The organism is Candidatus Proelusimicrobium volucris (assembly GCF_959605025.1).
Classification (GTDB): domain Bacteria; phylum Elusimicrobiota; class Elusimicrobia; order Elusimicrobiales; family Elusimicrobiaceae; genus Proelusimicrobium; species Proelusimicrobium volucris.
The window spans coordinates 124,054-143,651 of sequence record NZ_CAUHCY010000001.1; the positions used below are offsets into that span (position 1 = coordinate 124,054).

Here is a 19,598-nt window from a genome sequence, read left to right on the forward strand (position 1 = left end):
AAGCTATACCTCCGCGGGAAAAACGTTCCCGCTTTCATGTCACTGCTGTTAAAATGTATAATTATTTTATCATTTTTTTATATTACGGATTATTTATGACTTCTTTTATCAAAAAATATCTTTCCCTTTTAAAACAGGATTTTTTCCTATATGCTTTACTCTCGTTGCCGGGCCTTATATTCTATTTTGTAGGGCTGTATCAGCTGGACGCCATGACGTGGACGGCCTGCACTTTGGGCGGTTTAAACAAATTCGCCGTAGAATTTCTTACCATCTCGGTAATAGTCAGCCTTTTTCACGTGATGGGCTTCACGAGGGCAGCCTTCTTTGCCTTAATACTTTTTCTGTACTATGTAACTATATCGGCCGATATAGTGCTCTTGGTCTATTTTAAAGAACGATTCGGCGTAAAATACCTTATGACCTTGGGCGGAGCGCAATATCAGTTTATGCTGGATATTCGTATGCTTTTATATTTGGCATTCCTTTACCTTTTCCCATTCTTTGCGATAAAAAATATGTGGCACAAACCCGGCCGCCACGCAAGCGCGAAGAAAATAGCGCTCTCGGCTGTGCTTTTGGTAGTATTGGCGCTGTTTACTCCTCTTAATTTTATGAAAGGATACGACGTATTCTTCTCCCAGCATCTTATGGATACCACCGTCGCGGGAATAATAAAAGAATTGCTGACGCAGAAACCGCAGTATAAGCAAATGGATATCCTCCCCGAAGATCTGCAAAAAGAGGCCGATAAATACAACCTCTTTAAACCCACTAATTTTACCAATAAAAACACCTACGACAGAATAATACTTTTGACTACGGAAGCCTTTTCCAATAAATTCATCAAAACGTTTAACCCGAAAATCCCCTCGGATGCTAGCGATACCTTCGATTTGCTGATAAAAGATTATCCCTTCGCCTCTTTAAAATCGGTAACGCTCTCTACGCTGTATGGGCTAAGCGTAATATTTTCCGGGCACCCAAACGCGGAACTTAGTTTTAACAATGATTATCCGCTATCAGTGGCAAAGATATTAAAAGAACAAGGTTTCAGAACTGTATTTTTGCGCGGCGCGAATGAAGAGTATATGGACGAACATATAATCTTAAAATCCGCGGGTTTTGATGAGATTTACGGCGCTAAATATTTTGAAACCATTCCCGAATACGCCCCGTATATCGCTTGGTGGGGCTTAACGGATAGGCAACTTTTTGATTATGCAGTAAAGTATTTAAAAGAGCATAAAGACGAAAAACTATTTATGAATATTCTAACGGTAGACACTCACGTCCCTACCGGCAGGAACGATTATCTGGGGCAGGAATACCCACCTTTAACCACCCCTCAAGACAATGAGGATTTACAGGATTTGTATAAACGCCCCAATATGCCGCGGGCTTTTGGCAATTACAACTACGATTTAAGCCTTTTTATAGTAGCCTTGGAAGACGCGGGAATCTTCGATGATAGAACTCTTTTGATAATCACTGCCGACCACCCCTTCTTTGCGAACTTGGATACGGGCGGGCTGTTTAAAGATTATCACCCTGTTTTTGACGAAGTCCCAATGATATTTATATCCCAAAAGCCCATTTTGGAAAATATATCGCCCGATCCGTTCAAATCCCAGCAGGATATAGCCCCGACGATACTCGCTCTTGCGGGCATACCGGCGCCGCAAGGGATGTTCGGCAGAAGCATTTTTGAGGACACCCCCCGCACGGTGTTTAATATCAAGGATAATTACATTGCGGTCAAAAATGCTTCAGGCACAAGGTTTGTACCCCTTAATTCCGGCAATAAGGAAGATAAAGCGCTGATACATTTGCTATACGGCGTATTAACCCAAGAAAAAGAAACCGAAATGAAAAAGGACAGCTAAAAGGCTTTCCACATATAAAATCTTGTAAGGGAATTTTTAGAAAATCAGATACAAATAAATATCCGCCCGTTAAAGTATTCCATTATAAACATCTTTACCGCAAAATAAAAAACAAAAACCCCGCCGCTAGGAAACGGCGGGGATTTTATTCGGAAAGTTAAGAAAATCAGTTCTCGGGCGCTTCCTGCCAGCCGCCGCCCAAAGCCTGCGCTATCGCCACCAATGCGCTAAGCTGGTTGCGCCGCGCCGCCGCGAGGCTCGTTTCCGCGCTTAACAAATTCCTTTCCACATCCAGCAAGTCCAAAATGTCTATAAGGCCGGCATTTTGCTGTTTCTGCGCCAAATCCAAGCTGCGCGCCAAAGCCTTTACCTGCGATGTGTTAGCCACGACTATTTTGCGGTAGAACTGATTATTAGTCAAAGCGTCGTAAGTATCGCGGTAGGCGTTTTGCGCCGCCTTCTCGTATGAGGCCAACATCTGTTTGTACACGGCTTTGGCCTGCCTATTTTGGCTCTTTATTTTGCCACCTTGGAAGACAGGCAGTATCAAACCGGCGCCCGCATTCCAAAAAGAGGTTCCCGGCGCCACCAATGTACCCAACTGGTCGCTGGCATATCCGCCCGAGGCTGTCAATACTATATTGGGGAAATACGCCGCCCGCGCCGCGCCTATATTGGCATTGGCCGCTATCAGCATGCCCTCTGCCGCTCTGACATCGGGGCGGCGCCTTAACAAATCTGCCGGTATACCCGAAGGAACTTCAGGAATAACTTTAACTTCCTGCAGCGGCGTGCCTTCTAGTTTGCCTTCTATTATCTCCTTTGGGCTGCGCCCTAAAAGCATCGACAAAGCCGTTTGAGATAAAGCAAACTGCCTTTCAAACTCCGCCAATGAAGCCTCTACCCCGGCCATTTCCGCTTCAACTCTCTTTAAATCTAACTCCGTCGAATAGCCGTTTTTGTATCTGACCAAATATATCCTTACGCTCTCTTTCCTCGATTGTAAAGTGCGTTTGGATATTTCAACTTGTTCCTTTAAAGTGATGTAGGAAAAATAATAATTGGCTACATCGGCCGTCAAGGTAAGCCTTACTGTATCCTTTTGTGATTCCGTGCTTAACAGTTCCGCGCGCGCCGCCTCGCTCAGCCTTCTGTATTTGCCCCAAAAATCAAACTGATAAGCCGCCGTCAAGCCGATATTGTACTGCGCCCAAGGGTGGCCCGTAGAAACGCCCGTCCTTTGAGCATAGCCCGTAGCGTTCAAAGTCGGCAGCTGATCGGCATAAGCCAAGCCAAGCTTCGCTCTTGCTTCCTCCACTTTGGCCATTGCGACAGTCAAATCCTTATTGTTGGCAAGGGCTTCTTCCTCCAAAGCGTTGAGGACGGGGTCGTTAAACATCTCCCACCACTTCTCGCTTACAAATACGCCAAAATCCTCTTCCTGCCCCTCAGGCAAAGAGAGTTCCGGCCTTTTGTAATTCGGCCCCATAAGACAGCCGCTAAACAATAAAGAAAATACCGTTAAAACCGTCAATTCTTTACGCATTTTCGCCCCCTTCCTTTTTTTCTTCAACGGTTTTCGGGCCCTTATCCTTGCCCGAGGTCAGCACGAAAAAGTACGGCACGAATAAAGGCGCCAATAAAGTCGCACCCAACATGCCCGCTACCACCGCCGTACCTATTGAATGGCGGCTGGCCGCACCCGCGCCGCCCGCCAAAGCCAAAGGCATACAGCCCAAGATAAACGCCAAAGAAGTCATCACTATCGGCCTAAATCTCAGTTTAGCCGCTTCTATCGCGGCCTGCGCCGCGCTCTTGCCCTCTTGCTTTATCATTACCGCAAATTCCACTATCAATATGGCGTTCTTCGCCGCCAATCCCACCAGCGTCACCAAGGCTATCTGGAAGTAAATATCGTTATTAAGCGTCGATATAAAAGCGCCGGAAGATATATAGGATATTTTCTGCGCCAAATCGCTCGGCAAGAAGTGCAAACCTCTTATATACACCCCCGCCAAGGCACCGAATATCGCAAAGGGAACCGCCATCATCACCGCTATCGGCAAGGACCATTTTTCGTACTGCGCCGAAAGTATCAAAAACACCACCAACAAGCCCAGCAGCAAAGCCATTGTCGAAGCGCTGCCAGTCAGCTTTTCCTGATAGGCCGAACCCGTCCAAGCCAAGCTGTAATCCGTACCCAATACTTCCTTGGCGGTTCTTTCCATAGCGGCCATCGCCTGGCCGGTGGAATATCCGCTGGCCGGGGTCACCAAAACCTTTGCCGCTTTAAACAGGTTGAAGCGCTCCACGGTGTCCGCGCCTTTTATATCGGTAAAATATACCAAAGCCGACAAAGGCACCATATCACCGCTGTCCGATTTTACGTATATCCCGTTAATCTGCTCTTTATGAGCCCTGTAATCGCCGCGCGCCTGCATCATTACCTTAAAGCTGCGGCCGAATTTGGTAAAGTCGTTTATATAATAAGTGCCAAATGTCGCCTGCAGCGTAGCAAAAAGGCTGTTAAGCGATACTCCCATCGACTTGGCTTTTATCGTATCCACCATTAATTTTAGCTGCGGTACGCTCGCGCTGAACGTGGTGGTAACCGATTGTACGGACGGGTCTTTCTGGGCCGCGCTTATAAATTTGCTTACGCTTTGCTCCAAATCCACGCTGGTGGCATTGCTGCCCCTGCTCTGGATATACCCTTCCAGCCCGCCAGTCGTACTCATACCGGATATCGGCGGCATATTAAAGGGCAATATCAAAGCGTTGGGGATATCCCGCATGCCCGCGATATATATCGACCTTATCAGCGCGCTGACGGATAAATCCTGGCTTTCGCGCTCCTTCCAATCTTTAAGAGTTATGAAAAACGCGCCGTAATTGTTCTTCATGGAGCTGGATATTAAATCAAATCCGCCAAAGGCCAATATATTGGCAACTTGCGGTTCCTGCTGTATTATCCCGCCCATTTTTGAAACGACGCTTTCCGTCTTATCCAAAGAGGAACCCGGGTCCAACATCACCGAAGTCATCATTATGCCTTGGTCCTCGTCAGGCACCAAGGAAGTAGGCGTAATTTTAAACAGCCCCGCCGCCAGCAGCAGCACAACGGCGAAAGCGCATAAAGCCACCGTACCGTGCTGGACAAAAAACTTAGCGCCAGATACGTATTTTTCCGTAAGAGATTCAAACTTCTTGTCAAACCACGCGAAAAAGCCGCTGTCTTTATGTTCGGGCTTTTTGAATATCAATACCGTTAAAGCGGGCGTCAAAGTCAAAGCGACAAGGCCCGATATAACCACAGATACCGCTATCGTTATGGCAAATTGCTGGTACATCGCGCCCGTCATTCCGCCCATAAACGATACCGGCACAAACACCGCAGAAAGCACCAACACTATCGCTACCAGCGGGCCGGAAACCTCGTTCATAGCCTCTATCGTAGCATCTTTTACGCTAAGGCCGCGCTCGTGCATTAAACGCTCCACGTTCTCTATTACGATAATCGCGTCGTCAACCACGATACCTATCGCCAGCACCAAGCCGAACAAGGTTAAAGTGTTTATCGAAAATCCGAAAAGCAACATTCCCGCAAACGCGCCTACTATCGATACGGGCACTGCCAAACACGGTATCAAAGTGGCGCGCCAATCTTTCAGGAACAAAAACACCACGGCAAATACCAATATCATGGCTTCTATAAGTGTATGGATTACTTCCTCTATGGATACTTTTACGAATATCGTCGTATCGTAAGGAACATTGTATGTCATATCAGGCGGGAAATTGGCCGCAATTTCCGCCATTTTCGCATCCACCGCTTCGGCAGTAGCGACCGCGTTCGCGCCAGGCGATAAATACACGCCTATCGGTACCGCCGGCTTTCCGTTCTGGGTTGCCACAAATTCATAAGTCTGGGAGCCTAACTCTATATCCGCTATGTCCTTGAGCCTTAAAGAGGTACCGTCCGGGTTAGCCCTAAGTATTATGTTGCCAAATTCCTGCGGGGTTTTTAAACGGCCTTCAACCTCTATGGAATATACTCTGTCCACCTTGATATCCAAAGGAGGCTGCCCTATTTTGCCCGCCGCTCTTTGAGCATTCTGCTCCTGTATCGCGGCTGCCACCTCGCTTGTGGATATGCCCAGCTTGGCCATTACGTCTGGTTTGAGCCATATTCTCATTGAATAATCGTTGGCAGTCATTACCTGCGCGTCGCCCACGCCCGAAATACGTTTTAAATCGTCTACGATGTTTACCAAAGCGTAATTGCCCATATAGGTGGTGTCATAGGTGGAATTGGGCGAAGTTATAGATATTATCTGTAAAATGGAGCTGGATTTTTTGTCTACGGTAACGCCGTATTTCCTTACGTCTTCCGGCAAGGACGACTGTGCAGACTGAACCCTGTTGTTTACGTTTATCATCGCTTGATCGGCATCCGTGCCGATATTGAAGTAAACGGTCAAGTTCATATCCCCGTTTGATGAGGATACGGAGTTCATATAAATCATATTGTCCACGCCGTTTATCTTCTGCTCCAGCGGCGCGGCGACGGATTCCGCTATGACCTCGGCCGAAGCGCCGGGATACTGAGCCTTTACCGCTATTGAAGGCGGGGTAAGCTCCGGATACTGCGCTATGGGCAAGTTGGTTATCGATACTATACCCGCAAGCAGGATAAACAGCGATATTACCGTTGCGAATATCGGACGTTCTATAAAAAATTTGGAAAACATTGTTTACCCCTTATTCTTCGCTCAAAACGTCATTGGCAACTATATTGACTCTGACTTTCTGCCCGGGTTTTATTTTCACCAGACCTTCGGTGATCACCACATCGCCCGATTTTAAGCCTTCGTTTATAAAAGCCCTTGAACCTGATATCGACGCCTTTACCGGCACCGATTCCGCCACGCCGTTGCGTTCCACGTAAACGGAATATCCATTATCGCCTTGTACCAAAGCGGAAACGGGTATTAAAATAGCGTTTTTATATGATATATTAGTCAAGCGAACTTTTACGAATTTGCCCGGCATCAATAAAGGCGACCTGTCCGGATTGGGGATCTGCGCTTTTATAGCTACGGAGGAAGTCTTGACATCTTCGGAGCTGTCCACGAAGAATATCTTGCCAAGTTCCGGATATACGCTGCCGTCGTTAAGCAATACTTCTACCCCGACTTCTTCCATCGCCAGGTTAATTTCCCCCGCTTTTCTGAGTTTGGGGGCATTGTCCCACTCCCTGCTGGGTACCGAAAAATTGACATAAAGAGGATTGGTTTGCACCATTGTCGTCAATAAACTTGAGGCCGGAGAGGACGGTGATATCAAACTGCCTACCGACTGAGCCTCTTTGCCGGTTATACCCGATATAGGCGCCTTGACCGTGGTATAACCCAAGTTGATTTCGGCTTCTTCCAAACCGGCTTTTGCCACTTGTTCGTTTGCCTGCGCACGCTCGTAGGCAGATAGGGCATCGTCGTGTTCTTTGGCGCTTACAGCATTTTCTTTTATAAGTTTTGCCATTCTTTCATAGTCGCGTTTTGTCCTTTTGACCTCGCTCTGCGCTTGAGCCAAGGAACCTTTAGCCTTCTCCAAAGCGACTTCATAGGGCTGAGGATCTATTATGAAAAGAGGAGTATCTTTTTCCACATAGGAGCCTTCCGTGTACAAACGTTCCTTCAATATCCCGCCGACTTGCCCCCTGACGTCTATGTTCAAAGAGCCGTCTATCTGCGCGGGATACTCTATATTCAAAGGCGCGTCTTGCCTGGTAACCGTTATACCGTTTACCAGTATTTCCTGGACAGATGGAGCCGCGCTCTCCCCGCAGCCGCACAAAACCAGACCCAAGACGGCCAAAGAAAAAATACCTAAAGTCATTTTTTTCTTCATTAAATTATCCTCTTTTCTATAATAAAATTATTGTTCCCCCAAATGGGACTCGAACGAAAATATTATACCATTATACTATCAAAAACAGTTATAATTATTCTATGAAAAACCCATATTTAAATAAGATAGCGGAATTGTTGTCCCTAATTGATACAACACAAGAAAACAATATTTCAAAAGCCGCCCAAATCTTGGCAGACACCATAGAAAACGACGGCATCATTTATACCTTCGGCGCGGGACACAGCCACAGCGTCGCGGTGGAAAACTTTCACAGAAGCGGCTGCCCCGCCTGCGTAAGCGCGATACTTGATCCTTCCCTCGCCTTTATGCCTTCGGCCCACGCCGCGACCGATATGGAACGCTTGGAAAACCTTTCCCCCATTATCCTTAAAAGGCATAATTTGACGAAAAAGGACTGTATTATAATAATTTCCAATTCAGGCAGGAACCCCGCCGGCATTGACGCCGCCTTATTTGCAAAAGAAAAAGGCCTTAAAGTCATAGTTATAACCGCCGTACAAGCCCATAAAAACACAAAGTCCAGACACTCAAGCGGAAAAATGCTGCGCGACTTGGCCGACGCTTTAATCGACAATTGCTGCACAAAACAAGAAACCGCTTTAAAACTAGACGGCAAAGACATCGCCCCCGTATCCACCATAGCGGGCGCGGCAATAATAAACGCCGCAATGTATCAGGCGGCGGAAATATTGGCGCAAAAAGGCGTCGCGCTGCCGCTTTACCTAAGCAGCAACGACGGCGGCGATAAAGTTAACACTTTACTAGCGGAGAAATACAAAAACAGAATACTCCACTTGCATTAGACAATTAAACCTATATCGAAAATAAAAAAAGCCGCCTTTTAAGAGGCGGCTTTTTCCATATAAAAATTGCCTATTTCTTTATTACGAAAGAATTGGGAGTATGCGCTATCTTTACTTTTATTCTGCGCCAGGCAGCGGCATCTTTAGAGCTTACTATCTTTTCAATGGCTTTATAAGAATCGTTGTTAAGCTCTTTAAAGTAGCGGCTGCGTTTTTGGTCTTCGTCCTTTTTAAAATCGCCCGTGTTAAACGCTACGATAAATTCCATATTGTTCGGCGCTACGGCAAAAAGAGGATCGCCGGACATCGCTTCGGCATGGAATAATCCGAATTTCAATTTTATGCATTTGGTATCGCTGCAATATTCGCCTATCTCACGCTCTTGTTTTTCCCTTATACCGAATACAACGCTCTTTCTGCTTACGTAAAATTTTAAGCCCTTATAATCAGCTACGCTATATTCCGACTTAGAGGGTATATATATATTGGCTTTCGGAAGATCGGCGTATTCTTTCTTTAAATCGGCATTGGCGCCTATATAGACAAGCATTATATCGCCTTGCAAATATAAAGGTAACGGAGTAAGCCCTTTTTTATTATTGCCGTAAATTACGGAGCCGTCTTTGATTATGGAGGTTATTTTCTCCCCATTTAAACGAACATTCTTTATTTCCTTTACGGTATCGCCGTTAAATGTCCAGGTTTTATATTCCTCGTATCTATCAAAGTTAAAACAATAGGAAGACCCTATAAGCCAATTATCGTCTATCTTGATAAGAGAGCATTTGCGGGTAGTGTCAAAAAAATGTACAACTTCGCCGGCATGGCCTGCATCGTCTATGCCGGTAGTCGTTTTGTCTATATCAAATTTTAAAGTTACAACGCCCTCTTCCGACGCACCCTGGGAAGCATATTTCTGATGATGTTGCTGCAAAGAAGCGTCCAGCTTTTGCGAGGCTGAATCCGAAATGGACATATTATATGAAGATATATCATTTGCAAAACATAATACACCACACATCAATAAAACTGCTATTATCCCAATTTTTCTTATCATTACGATCTCCTTTTCTCCTTAAGAAAAAATGCCTTTTATTTAATTGTATTTCTTTATACCCTGCCGTTTCAAGAGGAAAAAGGCCCTCCCCCACTTAGGCCTTAAGTCCTAATAAATGCTAAAATATATTTGCAGGAACCAATTTAATTATGGTTACTTGCGCTATATTTAACATTAACGGCTACGTTACCCTTTGGGGAACTAAAGCAAGGAGACTTATGATCCTCACCATAGACATAGGCAATACCCAAATATTCGCCGGCGTATTTGACGGCGATACCATTAAAGCACGCTTCCGCAAGACTTCGATAGGCTCCATAACCTCAGACGAACTGGGCATATTTCTCACCGCCATACTCAGAGAACACGAAATAAACCCCAGGGAAATAACCGATATTTCCATATCTTCCGTCGTCCCTTCCCTTTTAAGAACGGTTACAAACTGCTGCGCGAAATACTTCGGCATAAAGCCTTTTATCGTAGAAGCCGGAATAAAGACCGGTATAAAAATACCCGCCTCTTACGACAAACTCGGCGCGGACAGGGTCGCCGATTGTATGGCCGCAGTTAAACGCTTCCCCAATCAAAATCTAATCGTGGTGGACTTCGGAACCGCAAATACTTTTGACGCCATTTCCAAAAACAAAGAATACAAAGGCGGCGCCATTACCGTAGGGGTAGGGACATCCCTAAACGCGCTTACCAGGAATACAGCCCTGCTTTCAAACGTCGAAATAATAAAACCCAGAAAAGCCGCCGGCTGCACTACCGAACATCAACTGCAATCCGGGCTATACTACGGTCATTTAGGTATGATTAAGGAATATATATTCCGCTTTAGAAAAGAATGTTTCAACGACGAAGACGCCCTTGTCGTCGCTACGGGCGGCTTTGCCAGAATGTTTGAAAAAAGCGGAGTCTTCGACTGCTATGACCCGGACCTCCTGCTTGAAGGCATAAAATATGCTCTGGAAGTCAACCGAACGCAAGAAAAGAAAAAGAAAAGGGCCTCCAAATGAAAGACAAAAAAATCCTCTTTGTACTAAGCGGCTCCATCGCATGCTTTAAAGCTTGCTCGCTTATTTCGGCTTTGGTCAAAAGCGGCGCGCAGGTGCAGCCTTGCGCCACAAAAAACGCCCTTAATTTTATAGGGCAAGCCACGCTTGAGGGCCTCACCCACAGGAAACTTTTCTTCGATATGTTTACTTCCGACACTTATCTTAAACATATAGAGCTTAACAAATGGGCCGATATTACCCTGCTATGCCCCGCAAGCGCCAATATCATCAACAAAACGGCCGCGGGTATAGCGGACGACTTCGTTTCCACTTTGCTGGCCGCGCACGATTATAAAAAGCCGTTCTTTATAGCGCCCGCAATGAACGTCAATTTATATCGCAACCCCGCCACTTTAAAAAGCGTCCAAACGCTTAAGGACAGAGGCGTAATTTTTATAGGCCCCCAAAAAGGCCAGCTGGCTTGCGGCGACTGCGACGAAGGCAGAATGGAAGAACCGGAAAAAATATTGGCTTTCCTTAAAGAACGATTATGAAAATACTGATAACGCTCGGCGCTACGGCCGAACCGATAGACGGAGTTCGATTCATCACCAATTTTTCCTCTGGCGCGACGGGTAGTTTTTTAGCCGATTCTTTGCACAAGCAAGGACATAAAGTCCTAGCGTTATGTGCCAAAACGGCAAAATATCTGCCGAGTTCGTGCCGAAAAGATTTCTTTACGGATTTTGACTCCTTAGACAAACTGATAAAGAAAACTATAAAAAAAGAAAATTTTGACTTGATTATTCACCTTGCCGCGGTAAGCGATTTCTCGCCCAAAGTGATAATCTGCGGCGATAAGAAGCTGCTGCCCAAAGACGTAAAAAAGCTCCCATCCGACAAAGATTTGCAAATAGTATTAAAAAGTAATTTTAAAATAGTCGAAAGAATAAAAGACTATGCCGCCAATAAACCCGTACTCGTCGCTTTTAAGCTGACCAACGGAGCAAAAGGCAAGTCTGTTGTCGAAGCGGTGTCAAAAGTGAAGGGCGCGGATTTCGTAGTCCATAACGATTTGACGCAAATAACGCAAAAATCAAGGAGTTTTACCATTTATAAGAACGTCGTAAAGCAAAAGACTTGCTCGCTTGCGAAGTTACCCGATACAATATTGGCCCGAACTCTGGCAATTAAGACTTTTTAAGCAGAGTGACCATATACGCTCCGCTTAAAGCCAAAATAAGCCCGCAAATCTGATATAGCCGTATCTCGTCAAAACCAACAGCGAGCGAAATTACATAAGTAAACACGGGGTAGGAAAGTATTACGGCCGTGGCTTTGGCAAGAGGCATATTTCTTATCGCCTCGTACCAGAATTTATTGCGCAAAGTGTAAACAAATACCGCTATGTACAACAGCGAAATAAACGAAGGCCCCGATATCTTAAAGGTTATATCCATACCCAAAGGAAGGCCGATTAAAGCGATAACCGCGCTCCAAATAAATCCGTAAAACCCACGCGCCGCGGTTATAAAATCCACGCTGATGTCGGCGGGCAGCTTCTTGGCCGCGATATGTGATACTTGGAACATCCATACCGTAGCCAAAACCAACAGGTCGCCTTTCCACATGGGAGTATAGCCGTTTACCGCCAATATTAAAACCGCGCCGGAAACTATCATCAAGGTGCCGATAATTTGTTTAAAAACGGGCTTTTCCTTAAGGAATATCATAGCGAATATTATTGAATACACGCTTTCCGCTTGATTTAATATCGCTGAATTTGAAGGCGTCGTCCACCTAAGCGCAATCAATAAAAGCAAAAACGGCAAAGCCGTACCGAACAGGCCCATTACAGAAAGCCTGCTTCTGATCTCTTTGTCAAACAATTTGCCCCAAAGTTTATTTTTGGTAAGCCAAGGAGCATAAATCAAAAGGGTTGTTAAAGTTCCAAAAATAAGAACGAACGAAGGCGACATATAGTCAACGGTAAATTTACCGGCTATCGGCGAGCCCGCCGTTATAAAAAGGGCAAGCCACAAGGCTTGATTGGGTGAAAATTTCATATTTATATTTTATCAATTTTAAAGATGCCTCTCCTGATCAAACGGCATCTTGAGAGGAAAATTTTCAAGAGAGCGCTTATAGCCAATAAAAAAACCGGCCTTATAAAAGGCCGGTTTAAAAAGCATTACAAGTCGATATTTATATAATTGCCGGTTTAAAACCCTCATTCCCTACGCCATCAGCAGTACAGAAGCAGGCATAACAACCTGTATGATCTTGGCAGGTGGACGTAGGTTGAGAAGAATCTCCGTACGGTATACAAGAATAAGAAGGACCATGTTCGAGACCAATACAGTTACCGCCTCCGTTACCCATCAAGTTACACCAAAAATAACTGTCCTGCTTATAACATTTTGTCGAATAAGTTTCCTTCTTAAGGCAAAGACCTCCGGACCATTCATAGCCCGACGCACAAGTACAAGTACCGCTCCACATGGTCAAAGACCACCCAGTTCCTGGAGAACATGCGGTAGTACGATACTGCGTTCCGCTTATGGCATTGGCAACATTTCCGACGCAAGATCTGGTGGTAGAGGGTTTAGGTCTGCAAGTATTGGTTGAATCCAAACAGTAATTAGTTTCGCAAATAATTGCAGGCGGTTCGGCACAGCCGGTGTCGCCGCTTCCGCCGCACGTCAAGTAAGTTTTGCACTCCTCGCTTCCTTTTACTCTCAATGATCTCCAAGAAGGAGAAGAACAGTTCAATAAATTAGTTATACTCTTGCCGCCGACAAGGGTATTTGACATCAACATTGATACGCCGGCTACATTTGCGCTGAACAAGGTATTGTTGGTATTGACATTCGTTATAAATGTACTGCCCTGTAAATCCGCCGTACCGTAGACACTGCCGCTTACGTTCCCGCTTCTTATGGTACCGGTAGAAACGGTATTGGCGCCGGAACCGGCAGATATATCAAGAAATCCCTCAAAATCAGAAACTCCGTCAATATAAACCTCTCCGCCGACTTCGGAAGTCATATCATTGCCCATATTAACCATAAATTCTTCTTCCACGTTCAGTCTTTCGTGGCTGCCGTAAGGTACGGGGTAAAACGTTATATATTTTACCACGCGTTGGGCATTAACCGGCCCTACAAGAAGCAATAATGCCAAAATAAAAATATATTTTTTCATAAAGTTCCCTTCTTTCAAAGAAATAAACGAAATTCCAAGCGACGCCCTACTTTTCACGCAATACACCTTATACTTTAGTTATTCTTAAATTTAGCAAAAAAATCAAGCCCTATCAAGGATATTATTTTTCGTCGAATGTTTTTTCCTAAACAGTTCCGACACTCTGGGCAATATACCGTTGCACAAAGCTATCATAACTCCGTAATTGCTTACGGGAACCCCAGCTTTAACTAAGGCTGAAATACGCCGCGAAAGCTGCGTTTTGGTCACCATACAGCCGCCGCACTGAACAGCCAAAGCATATTCCTTCAGATTTTCCGGCAGAGGCTCAAGGCCGGGTATTATTTTAAATTCAAGCTTTTTACCGCTCTTGGCGCTTATGAGTTTGGGCAATTTGACGCGCCCAATATCCTCGCAGGTAAGCGCGCTGTGGTTGCACGATTCCAATATAAGCACCTTGTCGCCGTCTTTAAGCCCGCTTAAATGTTCCGCACCTTCCAAATACAAATCCAGATTCCCTTTAAGCCTGGCAAAAAGCATGCTGAAGCTGGTAAGCGGTATATTTTGAGGAACAATCTCGCTCACTTCCTTAAAGGCTTGCGAATCCGTAACCACCAGCTTAACTTTGGGATTGGATTTTAAAAATCCGTCAAGCTCGCCCGTCTGCAATACTACGCTTACGGCATTGTTGTCCAAAATATTTCTTATAGCTTTTACTTGGGGTAAAATTAACCTCTCCTTAGGGGCGGCGGAATCTATGGGGCAGACAAGAACGACTATATCGCCGCGTGAGATTTTATCGTCAAGGAGGACGTCTTTGCCCGCACTCGGCCGCAGCCGCCCCAAAGCCGACAGTATATCCTTAACGTCGGGCGACTTTAACGCACTGAAATTTACGGTCTTATCTTTAAATTCATCGGGGGCTTTAAAGTTTGGCAAATCGCTTTTGTTGTTGACTATCAGAAAAGGTATATTCTTTTGGGCAAACAAATCCAAAAGATTTCGCTCCGTTTTGCCTATTACTCCACAGCTTATAACCAAAATGGCAATATCAATCAGTTCCAGAGTTTGCAGAGTCTTACCCACACGCTGGGACGATAAAACAGTATTATCGTCTATACCCGCGGTATCGGTAAGGACGCATGGGCCCAAAGAGTCCAACTCGATAAGTTTGCGGACCGGATCGGTAGTGGTGCCGCGCTCCGGCGAAACTATGGCGGTATTTTGCCCGCTTAATCTGTTAATTAGGGAACTTTTCCCGCTGTTTATGCTTCCGTATATGCCTATATGCAGTTTATCCATATTTATATTGTATAATTTTATCGGAGGATAAAATAATGAAAAAACTTTTACTTGCCATTTTGGCTTTATTGGTCATAGCACCTGCTAATGCCCAAAATAAAAAGCATAATTTTGCGCTGTCATTTGAAACTTCAGATTACAGCTATAAAGAACCAAGCATAGAATATCCGCCGCACTGGACAGGAACTATGTACGGCGTTTCTGCGAAATATACCGGCAGAGGCTTGTTCTCGGATTCTGCGGAAGATTTCTCTTCAGACAGAAGTTTCTTGAGTTTGGAACTGCGCTATATGCAGGGTGACACCGACTATGACGGTTTTTTACAGGACGGAACACCATTTAAAGGCAGCAATATAGGCGATTATTATATAGAAGGCGCTGTAACTGCCGGTGCGGTTTATGACTTAACGCAAAATGGGCTTTCTTTATGGCCATACTTGGGTTTGGGCGCCAGGCATCTGGTAGACCGTTTAGACGACTTGGGCGACAGCGGATACAGAAGGGAATCCACCTATATCTACCTGCCTGTAGGCTTTAATTTAAAGCAGGATTTTTCCAAGGGGTGGAGCCTCTCTGCCAACGGCCAGTTGGACGTTTTGCTTTCAGGAAAACAAGCCTCAAAAGGAATAGCCGAAGTTGATATATACAATGATCAAGAAGAAGGCTATGGCTTAAGAGGCAGCGTCAAGTTGGAAAAGCAGTTTGACAAATTCGGGATATTCGTAGAGCCGTTCATAAGATACTGGCATATCCAAAATTCAGAAGAGGTTTTAATTTCCGACGCTTATTACGTTTACAGCTTTATAGAGCCGAAAAACGAAACAAGGGAATACGGTTTAAAAGTAGGTATAACTTTCTAGACCATAGTTTTAAAAAGCAAAGAACGCGGCCTCAAAAGGCCGCGTTTTTTATCGCAGGAATAAAGCAAAACTTAATTTAGGCGATATATTTTTCAAATATCTCGGTGGCTTTCGCCAAACAGTAAGCCTGCCAGTTTTCACCCCCCGTCACTTTCTCCATTTTTACAAAGGCATAATCTTTTTCCTCTTTTATCCGATTTACCGCCCTTCCCCTGCTTCGGCAGCATAGCACTATTAAATCTTTCCCCCGTTTATTCCAAAAAGTCAACATCGCCATGGAATATTCCGAATAATCTCCTACACTGGCCAAACCTATTTCTTTGCCTTTAAAAGAACACTCCATAATAAAATCCACTCTTGGCCATATCCCATTCGGCAGAGGAGATAGTTCCCCTTGTAAATATTTATCAATCTTATTGGGATACATCTTGTAAGAGGCCCCGTTTGAAATCAATATTTCCGCCAATTTCCTGCTCACGGTTGTTTTGCCGGTATTGCTTTTTCCCCTTAATGCTATTACCTTCATATCTTCTCCAATTTTTAAATAAGTCCCGATTAAAACAAAACTGAATTTAAAATATAATATAAAAAGGTTATTTAATTGTCAAAGCAAAAAAAACTGTTTTCCTATTTCCCTCAGTTTATATATAATACATTTAGGTATACCATATAGGAGAAGCAAATGAACCAATTTCAAAAATACCTCGCCAAGAGGGCTATTGTAGTACAAAACGCTCTCAGCAAAAACATAAAACAAATAAAAAACGCTCCGCAGATAATAATAGACGCAATGTCTTATTCCTTAAACGCGGGCGGCAAACGCGTAAGGCCGATACTTCTTATGGCCGCGGCGGAGGCTTTCGGTTTGAAAAATACCGACGTACTGCCCGCCGCCTGCGCGGTGGAAATGCTGCACACATATTCCTTAATACACGATGATCTCCCCGCTATGGATAACGACGATTTAAGAAGAGGCAAACCCACCAATCACAAGGTGTTCGGTGAGGATCTTTCCCTCTTGGCGGGCGACGCTCTTTTGACTTACGCTTTTCAAACGGCATTAAAAAACGGCGCAAATAAATCCGTAGGATACGAAAGGGCCGCTAAAGCCGCATACGCTTTATCCTACTATGGAGGAGTCAGCGGAATGATAGGCGGGCAGGTAGCCGACGTTTACGCGGAAGGCATTTTGGAAGGCAAGAGCAAGCGCGCTTCAAAACTTACCGCGACTAAATATTTCAAAGGGAAAACCCCACAGTACTTTTTACTGCCGAGCGAGGCCAAAGACGTTTCCGCCCAATCCCTGTTAAGCTATATCCACAAAAATAAAACGGGCGCTTTAATAACGGCCGCGGTGGAAATGGGCGCGATACTTGCTGGCGCGGAGCAGAAAGACCTTAAACTGATCGGCAAATACGCCGCCGCGATAGGGTTCGCGTTCCAGGTGGTAGACGATATTTTGGACGTCACCGCCAGCAAGAAACAGCTTGGCAAATCCAACAGCGACGCTCAAAACAAGAAACTGACTTACGTCACCCTTTACGGGTTGGAAGAAAGCAAAAAAGCCGCCCTTAAAGCGTTAAAAGACGCCAACGCCGCTTTAGACGCTCTTAAAACGGCAAAGAAAGATAAACTTAAACCTTTATACGATATGGCGCAGTTTATCGTCAGCAGATCTTATTAAACGGAGAACCTACAATGAAAATCCTTGATTCCATAAAATCACCCGAACAACTTCGCATGATAGACCCCAACCTCCTTCCGCAGCTGTGCGAAGAGATCCGCCAAACGATTATAAATACCGTCAGCAAAACGGGCGGGCACTTGGGCTCGAGCCTTGGCGCGGTAGAGCTTATTACGGCGCTTCATTACGTTTTTAACACTCCGAAAGACAAAATAGTATTTGATACAGGCCATCAGGCCTACGCCCATAAAATACTTACGGGCAGGCTGGCTAAGTTCAACACTATCCGCAAAAAAGGCGGCCTAAGCGGATTTTTAAAGATTTACGAATCACCTTACGATACCTTTGGCGCGGGGCACGCTTCCACCGCTTTATCGGCCGCATTGGGTATGGCCATGGCCAGAGACCAAAAAAAGCAAAACCATAAAGTGGTGGCGGTAGTTTCCGACGGATGTATGACGGGCGGCCTGGCCTATGAGGCTTTGCAGAACGCGGGCCAGCTAAAACCCAATATGTTGGTAGTATTAAACGATAACCAAATGTTTATCTCCAAGAGGGTTGGAGCCTTGGGCAGTTTCCTTACGAAACTTCTTACGGCAAAATACGTTACCGCGGCCGAAACGGAAGCGACAAAATTTATGAGCAATTTCGAAATCGGCAACAATGCCCTTAAATTGGCGTACAGGGCAAGATCGATATTATTTTCGGGCGCGCTGTTTGCGGAATTGGGTTTTAGATATTACGGCCCCGTCAACGGCAACGATATAGCGGAAATGACGGACGTACTTTCAAAAATCAAGGATATACCGGGCCCAGTCATATTGCACGTTGTAACCAAGAAAGGCAAAGGATATCCCCCCGCCGAACAAAAACCGACAAAATACCACGGTTTGGGCATATTTGACGCGGAAACCGGCGAAACCATCGGCAAATCCGATAAGATAACCTATACAAAAGCCTTTTCCGACGCTTTGCTGAAGCTGGCTAAAGAAGATAGGAACATCACCGCCATTACGGCCGCCATGCCGGAAGGCACGGGCCTTAATGCCTTCCGCGACGAACACCCAGACAGATATTACGACGTTGGCATCGCCGAAGAACACGCGGCCACTTTCGCCGCGGGCTTAGCCACGCAGGGAATAAAACCGATAGTGGCCATATATTCTTCTTTCTCGCAAAGGTGTTACGACCAAATCCAACAAGACATCTGCCTGCAAAATCTGCCTGTTGTATTTGCTTTGGACAGGGCGGGCATAGTCGGCGAGGACGGCCCCACGCACCACGGCGTGTTCGATTTAAGTTTGTTTAGGAATATTCCCAATCTTATAATCGCCGCGCCCTCTGACGAGAACGAACTCCAACACCTTTTGAAAACGGCTTTCGACTGTAAAAAGCCTTTCATACTCCGCTATCCCAGAGGATCGGGCGAAGGCGTCGCCCTGGACGAGGAAATGAAAGTTCTGCCAATCGGCAAAGGGGTATGGCTAAAAAAAGGCAAAGATCTTACCATACTCGCCATAGGCAACAGGGTTTACCCCTCGCTTGAAGCGGCTGATCTGCTTAAAAAGCATGGGCTTAACGCTGGCGTGATAAATATGCGCTTTGCCAAACCGCTGGACGTAAAGATAATAAAAGACGCTTTGAAAATCTCGCCGAATTTGATTTCCGTTGAGGATAATGTTCTGGCGGGCGGCTTCGGATCGGCCATAGCCGAAACGCTGGCGGACAATAATCTGCAGGCCAATTTGTTAAGGCTAGGCATTAAAGACGAATTTGTGGAACACGGCAAACAGGCCGAACTTTACGAAGATATCGGCCTCTCGGCGCAGGAAATAGCTAAAGCGGCGCTGAAAAAATTTAAATAGGACGG

At 45.4% G+C, this 19,598-nt stretch carries 16 protein-coding genes; 8 read left to right on the plus strand and 8 right to left on the minus strand.

Annotation, left to right across the window (positions count from 1 at the left end; genetic code table 11):
• Positions 1 to 95 precede the first annotated feature (95 nt).
• Positions 96 to 1,886 (plus strand): LTA synthase family protein, encoded by a 1,791-nt coding sequence (locus tag ACQY3M_RS00605; protein WP_428065215.1) that lies wholly within the window; start codon positions 96 to 98, stop codon positions 1,884 to 1,886.
• Between the two features lie 166 nt (positions 1,887 to 2,052).
• Here ACQY3M_RS00605 and ACQY3M_RS00610 read toward each other — a convergent pair whose 3' ends face one another.
• From ACQY3M_RS00610 to ACQY3M_RS00620, 3 genes are read right to left on the minus strand one after another with little or no spacing between them, the layout of a single operon-like run.
• The gene (locus ACQY3M_RS00610; RefSeq protein WP_428065217.1) at positions 2,053 to 3,432 is read right to left on the minus strand and encodes an efflux transporter outer membrane subunit; all 1,380 of its coding nucleotides are present in this window, start codon (positions 3,430 to 3,432) and stop codon (positions 2,053 to 2,055) included.
• Positions 3,425 to 6,637: an efflux RND transporter permease subunit gene (locus ACQY3M_RS00615; RefSeq protein WP_428065219.1), complete on the minus strand. Its 3,213-nt coding sequence runs from the start codon at positions 6,635 to 6,637 to the stop codon at positions 3,425 to 3,427. Before ACQY3M_RS00615 ends, ACQY3M_RS00610 begins: the two co-directional genes overlap by 8 nt.
• A gap of 10 nt (positions 6,638 to 6,647) precedes the next feature.
• Positions 6,648 to 7,796 (minus strand): efflux RND transporter periplasmic adaptor subunit, encoded by a 1,149-nt coding sequence (locus ACQY3M_RS00620; protein ID WP_428065221.1) that lies wholly within the window; start codon positions 7,794 to 7,796, stop codon positions 6,648 to 6,650.
• Positions 7,797 to 7,897: 101 nt separating this feature from the next.
• On the opposite strand from ACQY3M_RS00620, the gene ACQY3M_RS00625 reads away from it, so the two are divergent.
• The gene (locus ACQY3M_RS00625; RefSeq protein ID WP_428065223.1) at positions 7,898 to 8,623 is read left to right on the plus strand and encodes a sugar isomerase domain-containing protein; all 726 of its coding nucleotides are present in this window, start codon (positions 7,898 to 7,900) and stop codon (positions 8,621 to 8,623) included.
• A 70-nt stretch (positions 8,624 to 8,693) separates the two neighbouring features.
• On the opposite strand, the gene ACQY3M_RS00630 is transcribed toward ACQY3M_RS00625, so the two are convergent.
• Positions 8,694 to 9,680: a hypothetical protein gene (locus tag ACQY3M_RS00630; RefSeq protein ID WP_428065225.1), complete on the minus strand. Its 987-nt coding sequence runs from the start codon at positions 9,678 to 9,680 to the stop codon at positions 8,694 to 8,696.
• Positions 9,681 to 9,898: 218 nt separating this feature from the next.
• On the opposite strand from ACQY3M_RS00630, the gene ACQY3M_RS00635 reads away from it, so the two are divergent.
• The 3 genes from ACQY3M_RS00635 to ACQY3M_RS00645 are packed head-to-tail and all read left to right on the plus strand — an operon-like array spanning position 9,899 to position 11,882.
• Positions 9,899 to 10,699: a type III pantothenate kinase gene (locus ACQY3M_RS00635; RefSeq protein ID WP_428065227.1), complete on the plus strand. Its 801-nt coding sequence runs from the start codon at positions 9,899 to 9,901 to the stop codon at positions 10,697 to 10,699.
• Positions 10,696 to 11,232 (plus strand): flavoprotein, encoded by a 537-nt coding sequence (locus tag ACQY3M_RS00640; RefSeq protein ID WP_428065229.1) that lies wholly within the window; start codon positions 10,696 to 10,698, stop codon positions 11,230 to 11,232. The genes ACQY3M_RS00635 and ACQY3M_RS00640 overlap by 4 nt, the downstream gene beginning before the upstream one ends.
• Positions 11,229 to 11,882: a phosphopantothenoylcysteine decarboxylase gene (locus ACQY3M_RS00645; RefSeq protein ID WP_428065231.1), complete on the plus strand. Its 654-nt coding sequence runs from the start codon at positions 11,229 to 11,231 to the stop codon at positions 11,880 to 11,882. Before ACQY3M_RS00640 ends, ACQY3M_RS00645 begins: the two co-directional genes overlap by 4 nt.
• Here the strand turns inward: ACQY3M_RS00645 and ACQY3M_RS00650 are convergent.
• The 3 genes from ACQY3M_RS00650 to hydF all read right to left on the minus strand — a co-directional run bounded on the left by ACQY3M_RS00650 (position 11,869) and on the right by hydF (position 15,184).
• A complete protein-coding gene (locus ACQY3M_RS00650; protein WP_428065233.1) occupies positions 11,869 to 12,744 on the minus strand; it encodes a DMT family transporter in 876 nt (291 codons plus the stop codon). The genes ACQY3M_RS00645 and ACQY3M_RS00650 overlap by 14 nt on opposite strands.
• Before the next feature lie 139 nt (positions 12,745 to 12,883).
• On the minus strand, positions 12,884 to 13,882 hold the full coding sequence (locus tag ACQY3M_RS00655; RefSeq protein WP_428065235.1) for a hypothetical protein: 999 nt from the start codon (positions 13,880 to 13,882) through the stop codon (positions 12,884 to 12,886).
• Positions 13,883 to 13,984: 102 nt separating this feature from the next.
• Positions 13,985 to 15,184 carry a [FeFe] hydrogenase H-cluster maturation GTPase HydF gene (gene hydF / locus ACQY3M_RS00660; RefSeq protein ID WP_428065237.1) on the minus strand — a complete coding sequence of 400 codons (1,200 nt, stop codon included), beginning with the start codon at positions 15,182 to 15,184 and terminating at the stop codon, positions 13,985 to 13,987.
• Between the two features lie 35 nt (positions 15,185 to 15,219).
• Here hydF and ACQY3M_RS00665 point away from each other — a divergent pair, with 35 nt between their 5' ends.
• Complete coding sequence (locus ACQY3M_RS00665; protein ID WP_428065239.1) at positions 15,220 to 16,044, plus strand: hypothetical protein; 825 nt, start codon at positions 15,220 to 15,222, stop codon at positions 16,042 to 16,044.
• Positions 16,045 to 16,120: 76 nt separating this feature from the next.
• On the opposite strand, the gene ACQY3M_RS00670 is transcribed toward ACQY3M_RS00665, so the two are convergent.
• Complete coding sequence (locus ACQY3M_RS00670; RefSeq protein ID WP_428065241.1) at positions 16,121 to 16,570, minus strand: hypothetical protein; 450 nt, start codon at positions 16,568 to 16,570, stop codon at positions 16,121 to 16,123.
• Positions 16,571 to 16,726: 156 nt separating this feature from the next.
• On the opposite strand from ACQY3M_RS00670, the gene ACQY3M_RS00675 reads away from it, so the two are divergent.
• Positions 16,727 to 17,728 carry a polyprenyl synthetase family protein gene (locus tag ACQY3M_RS00675; protein WP_428065243.1) on the plus strand — a complete coding sequence of 334 codons (1,002 nt, stop codon included), beginning with the start codon at positions 16,727 to 16,729 and terminating at the stop codon, positions 17,726 to 17,728.
• A 14-nt stretch (positions 17,729 to 17,742) separates the two neighbouring features.
• Positions 17,743 to 19,593 (plus strand): 1-deoxy-D-xylulose-5-phosphate synthase, encoded by a 1,851-nt coding sequence (gene dxs, locus ACQY3M_RS00680; protein WP_428065245.1) that lies wholly within the window; start codon positions 17,743 to 17,745, stop codon positions 19,591 to 19,593.
• Positions 19,594 to 19,598 lie beyond the last annotated feature (5 nt).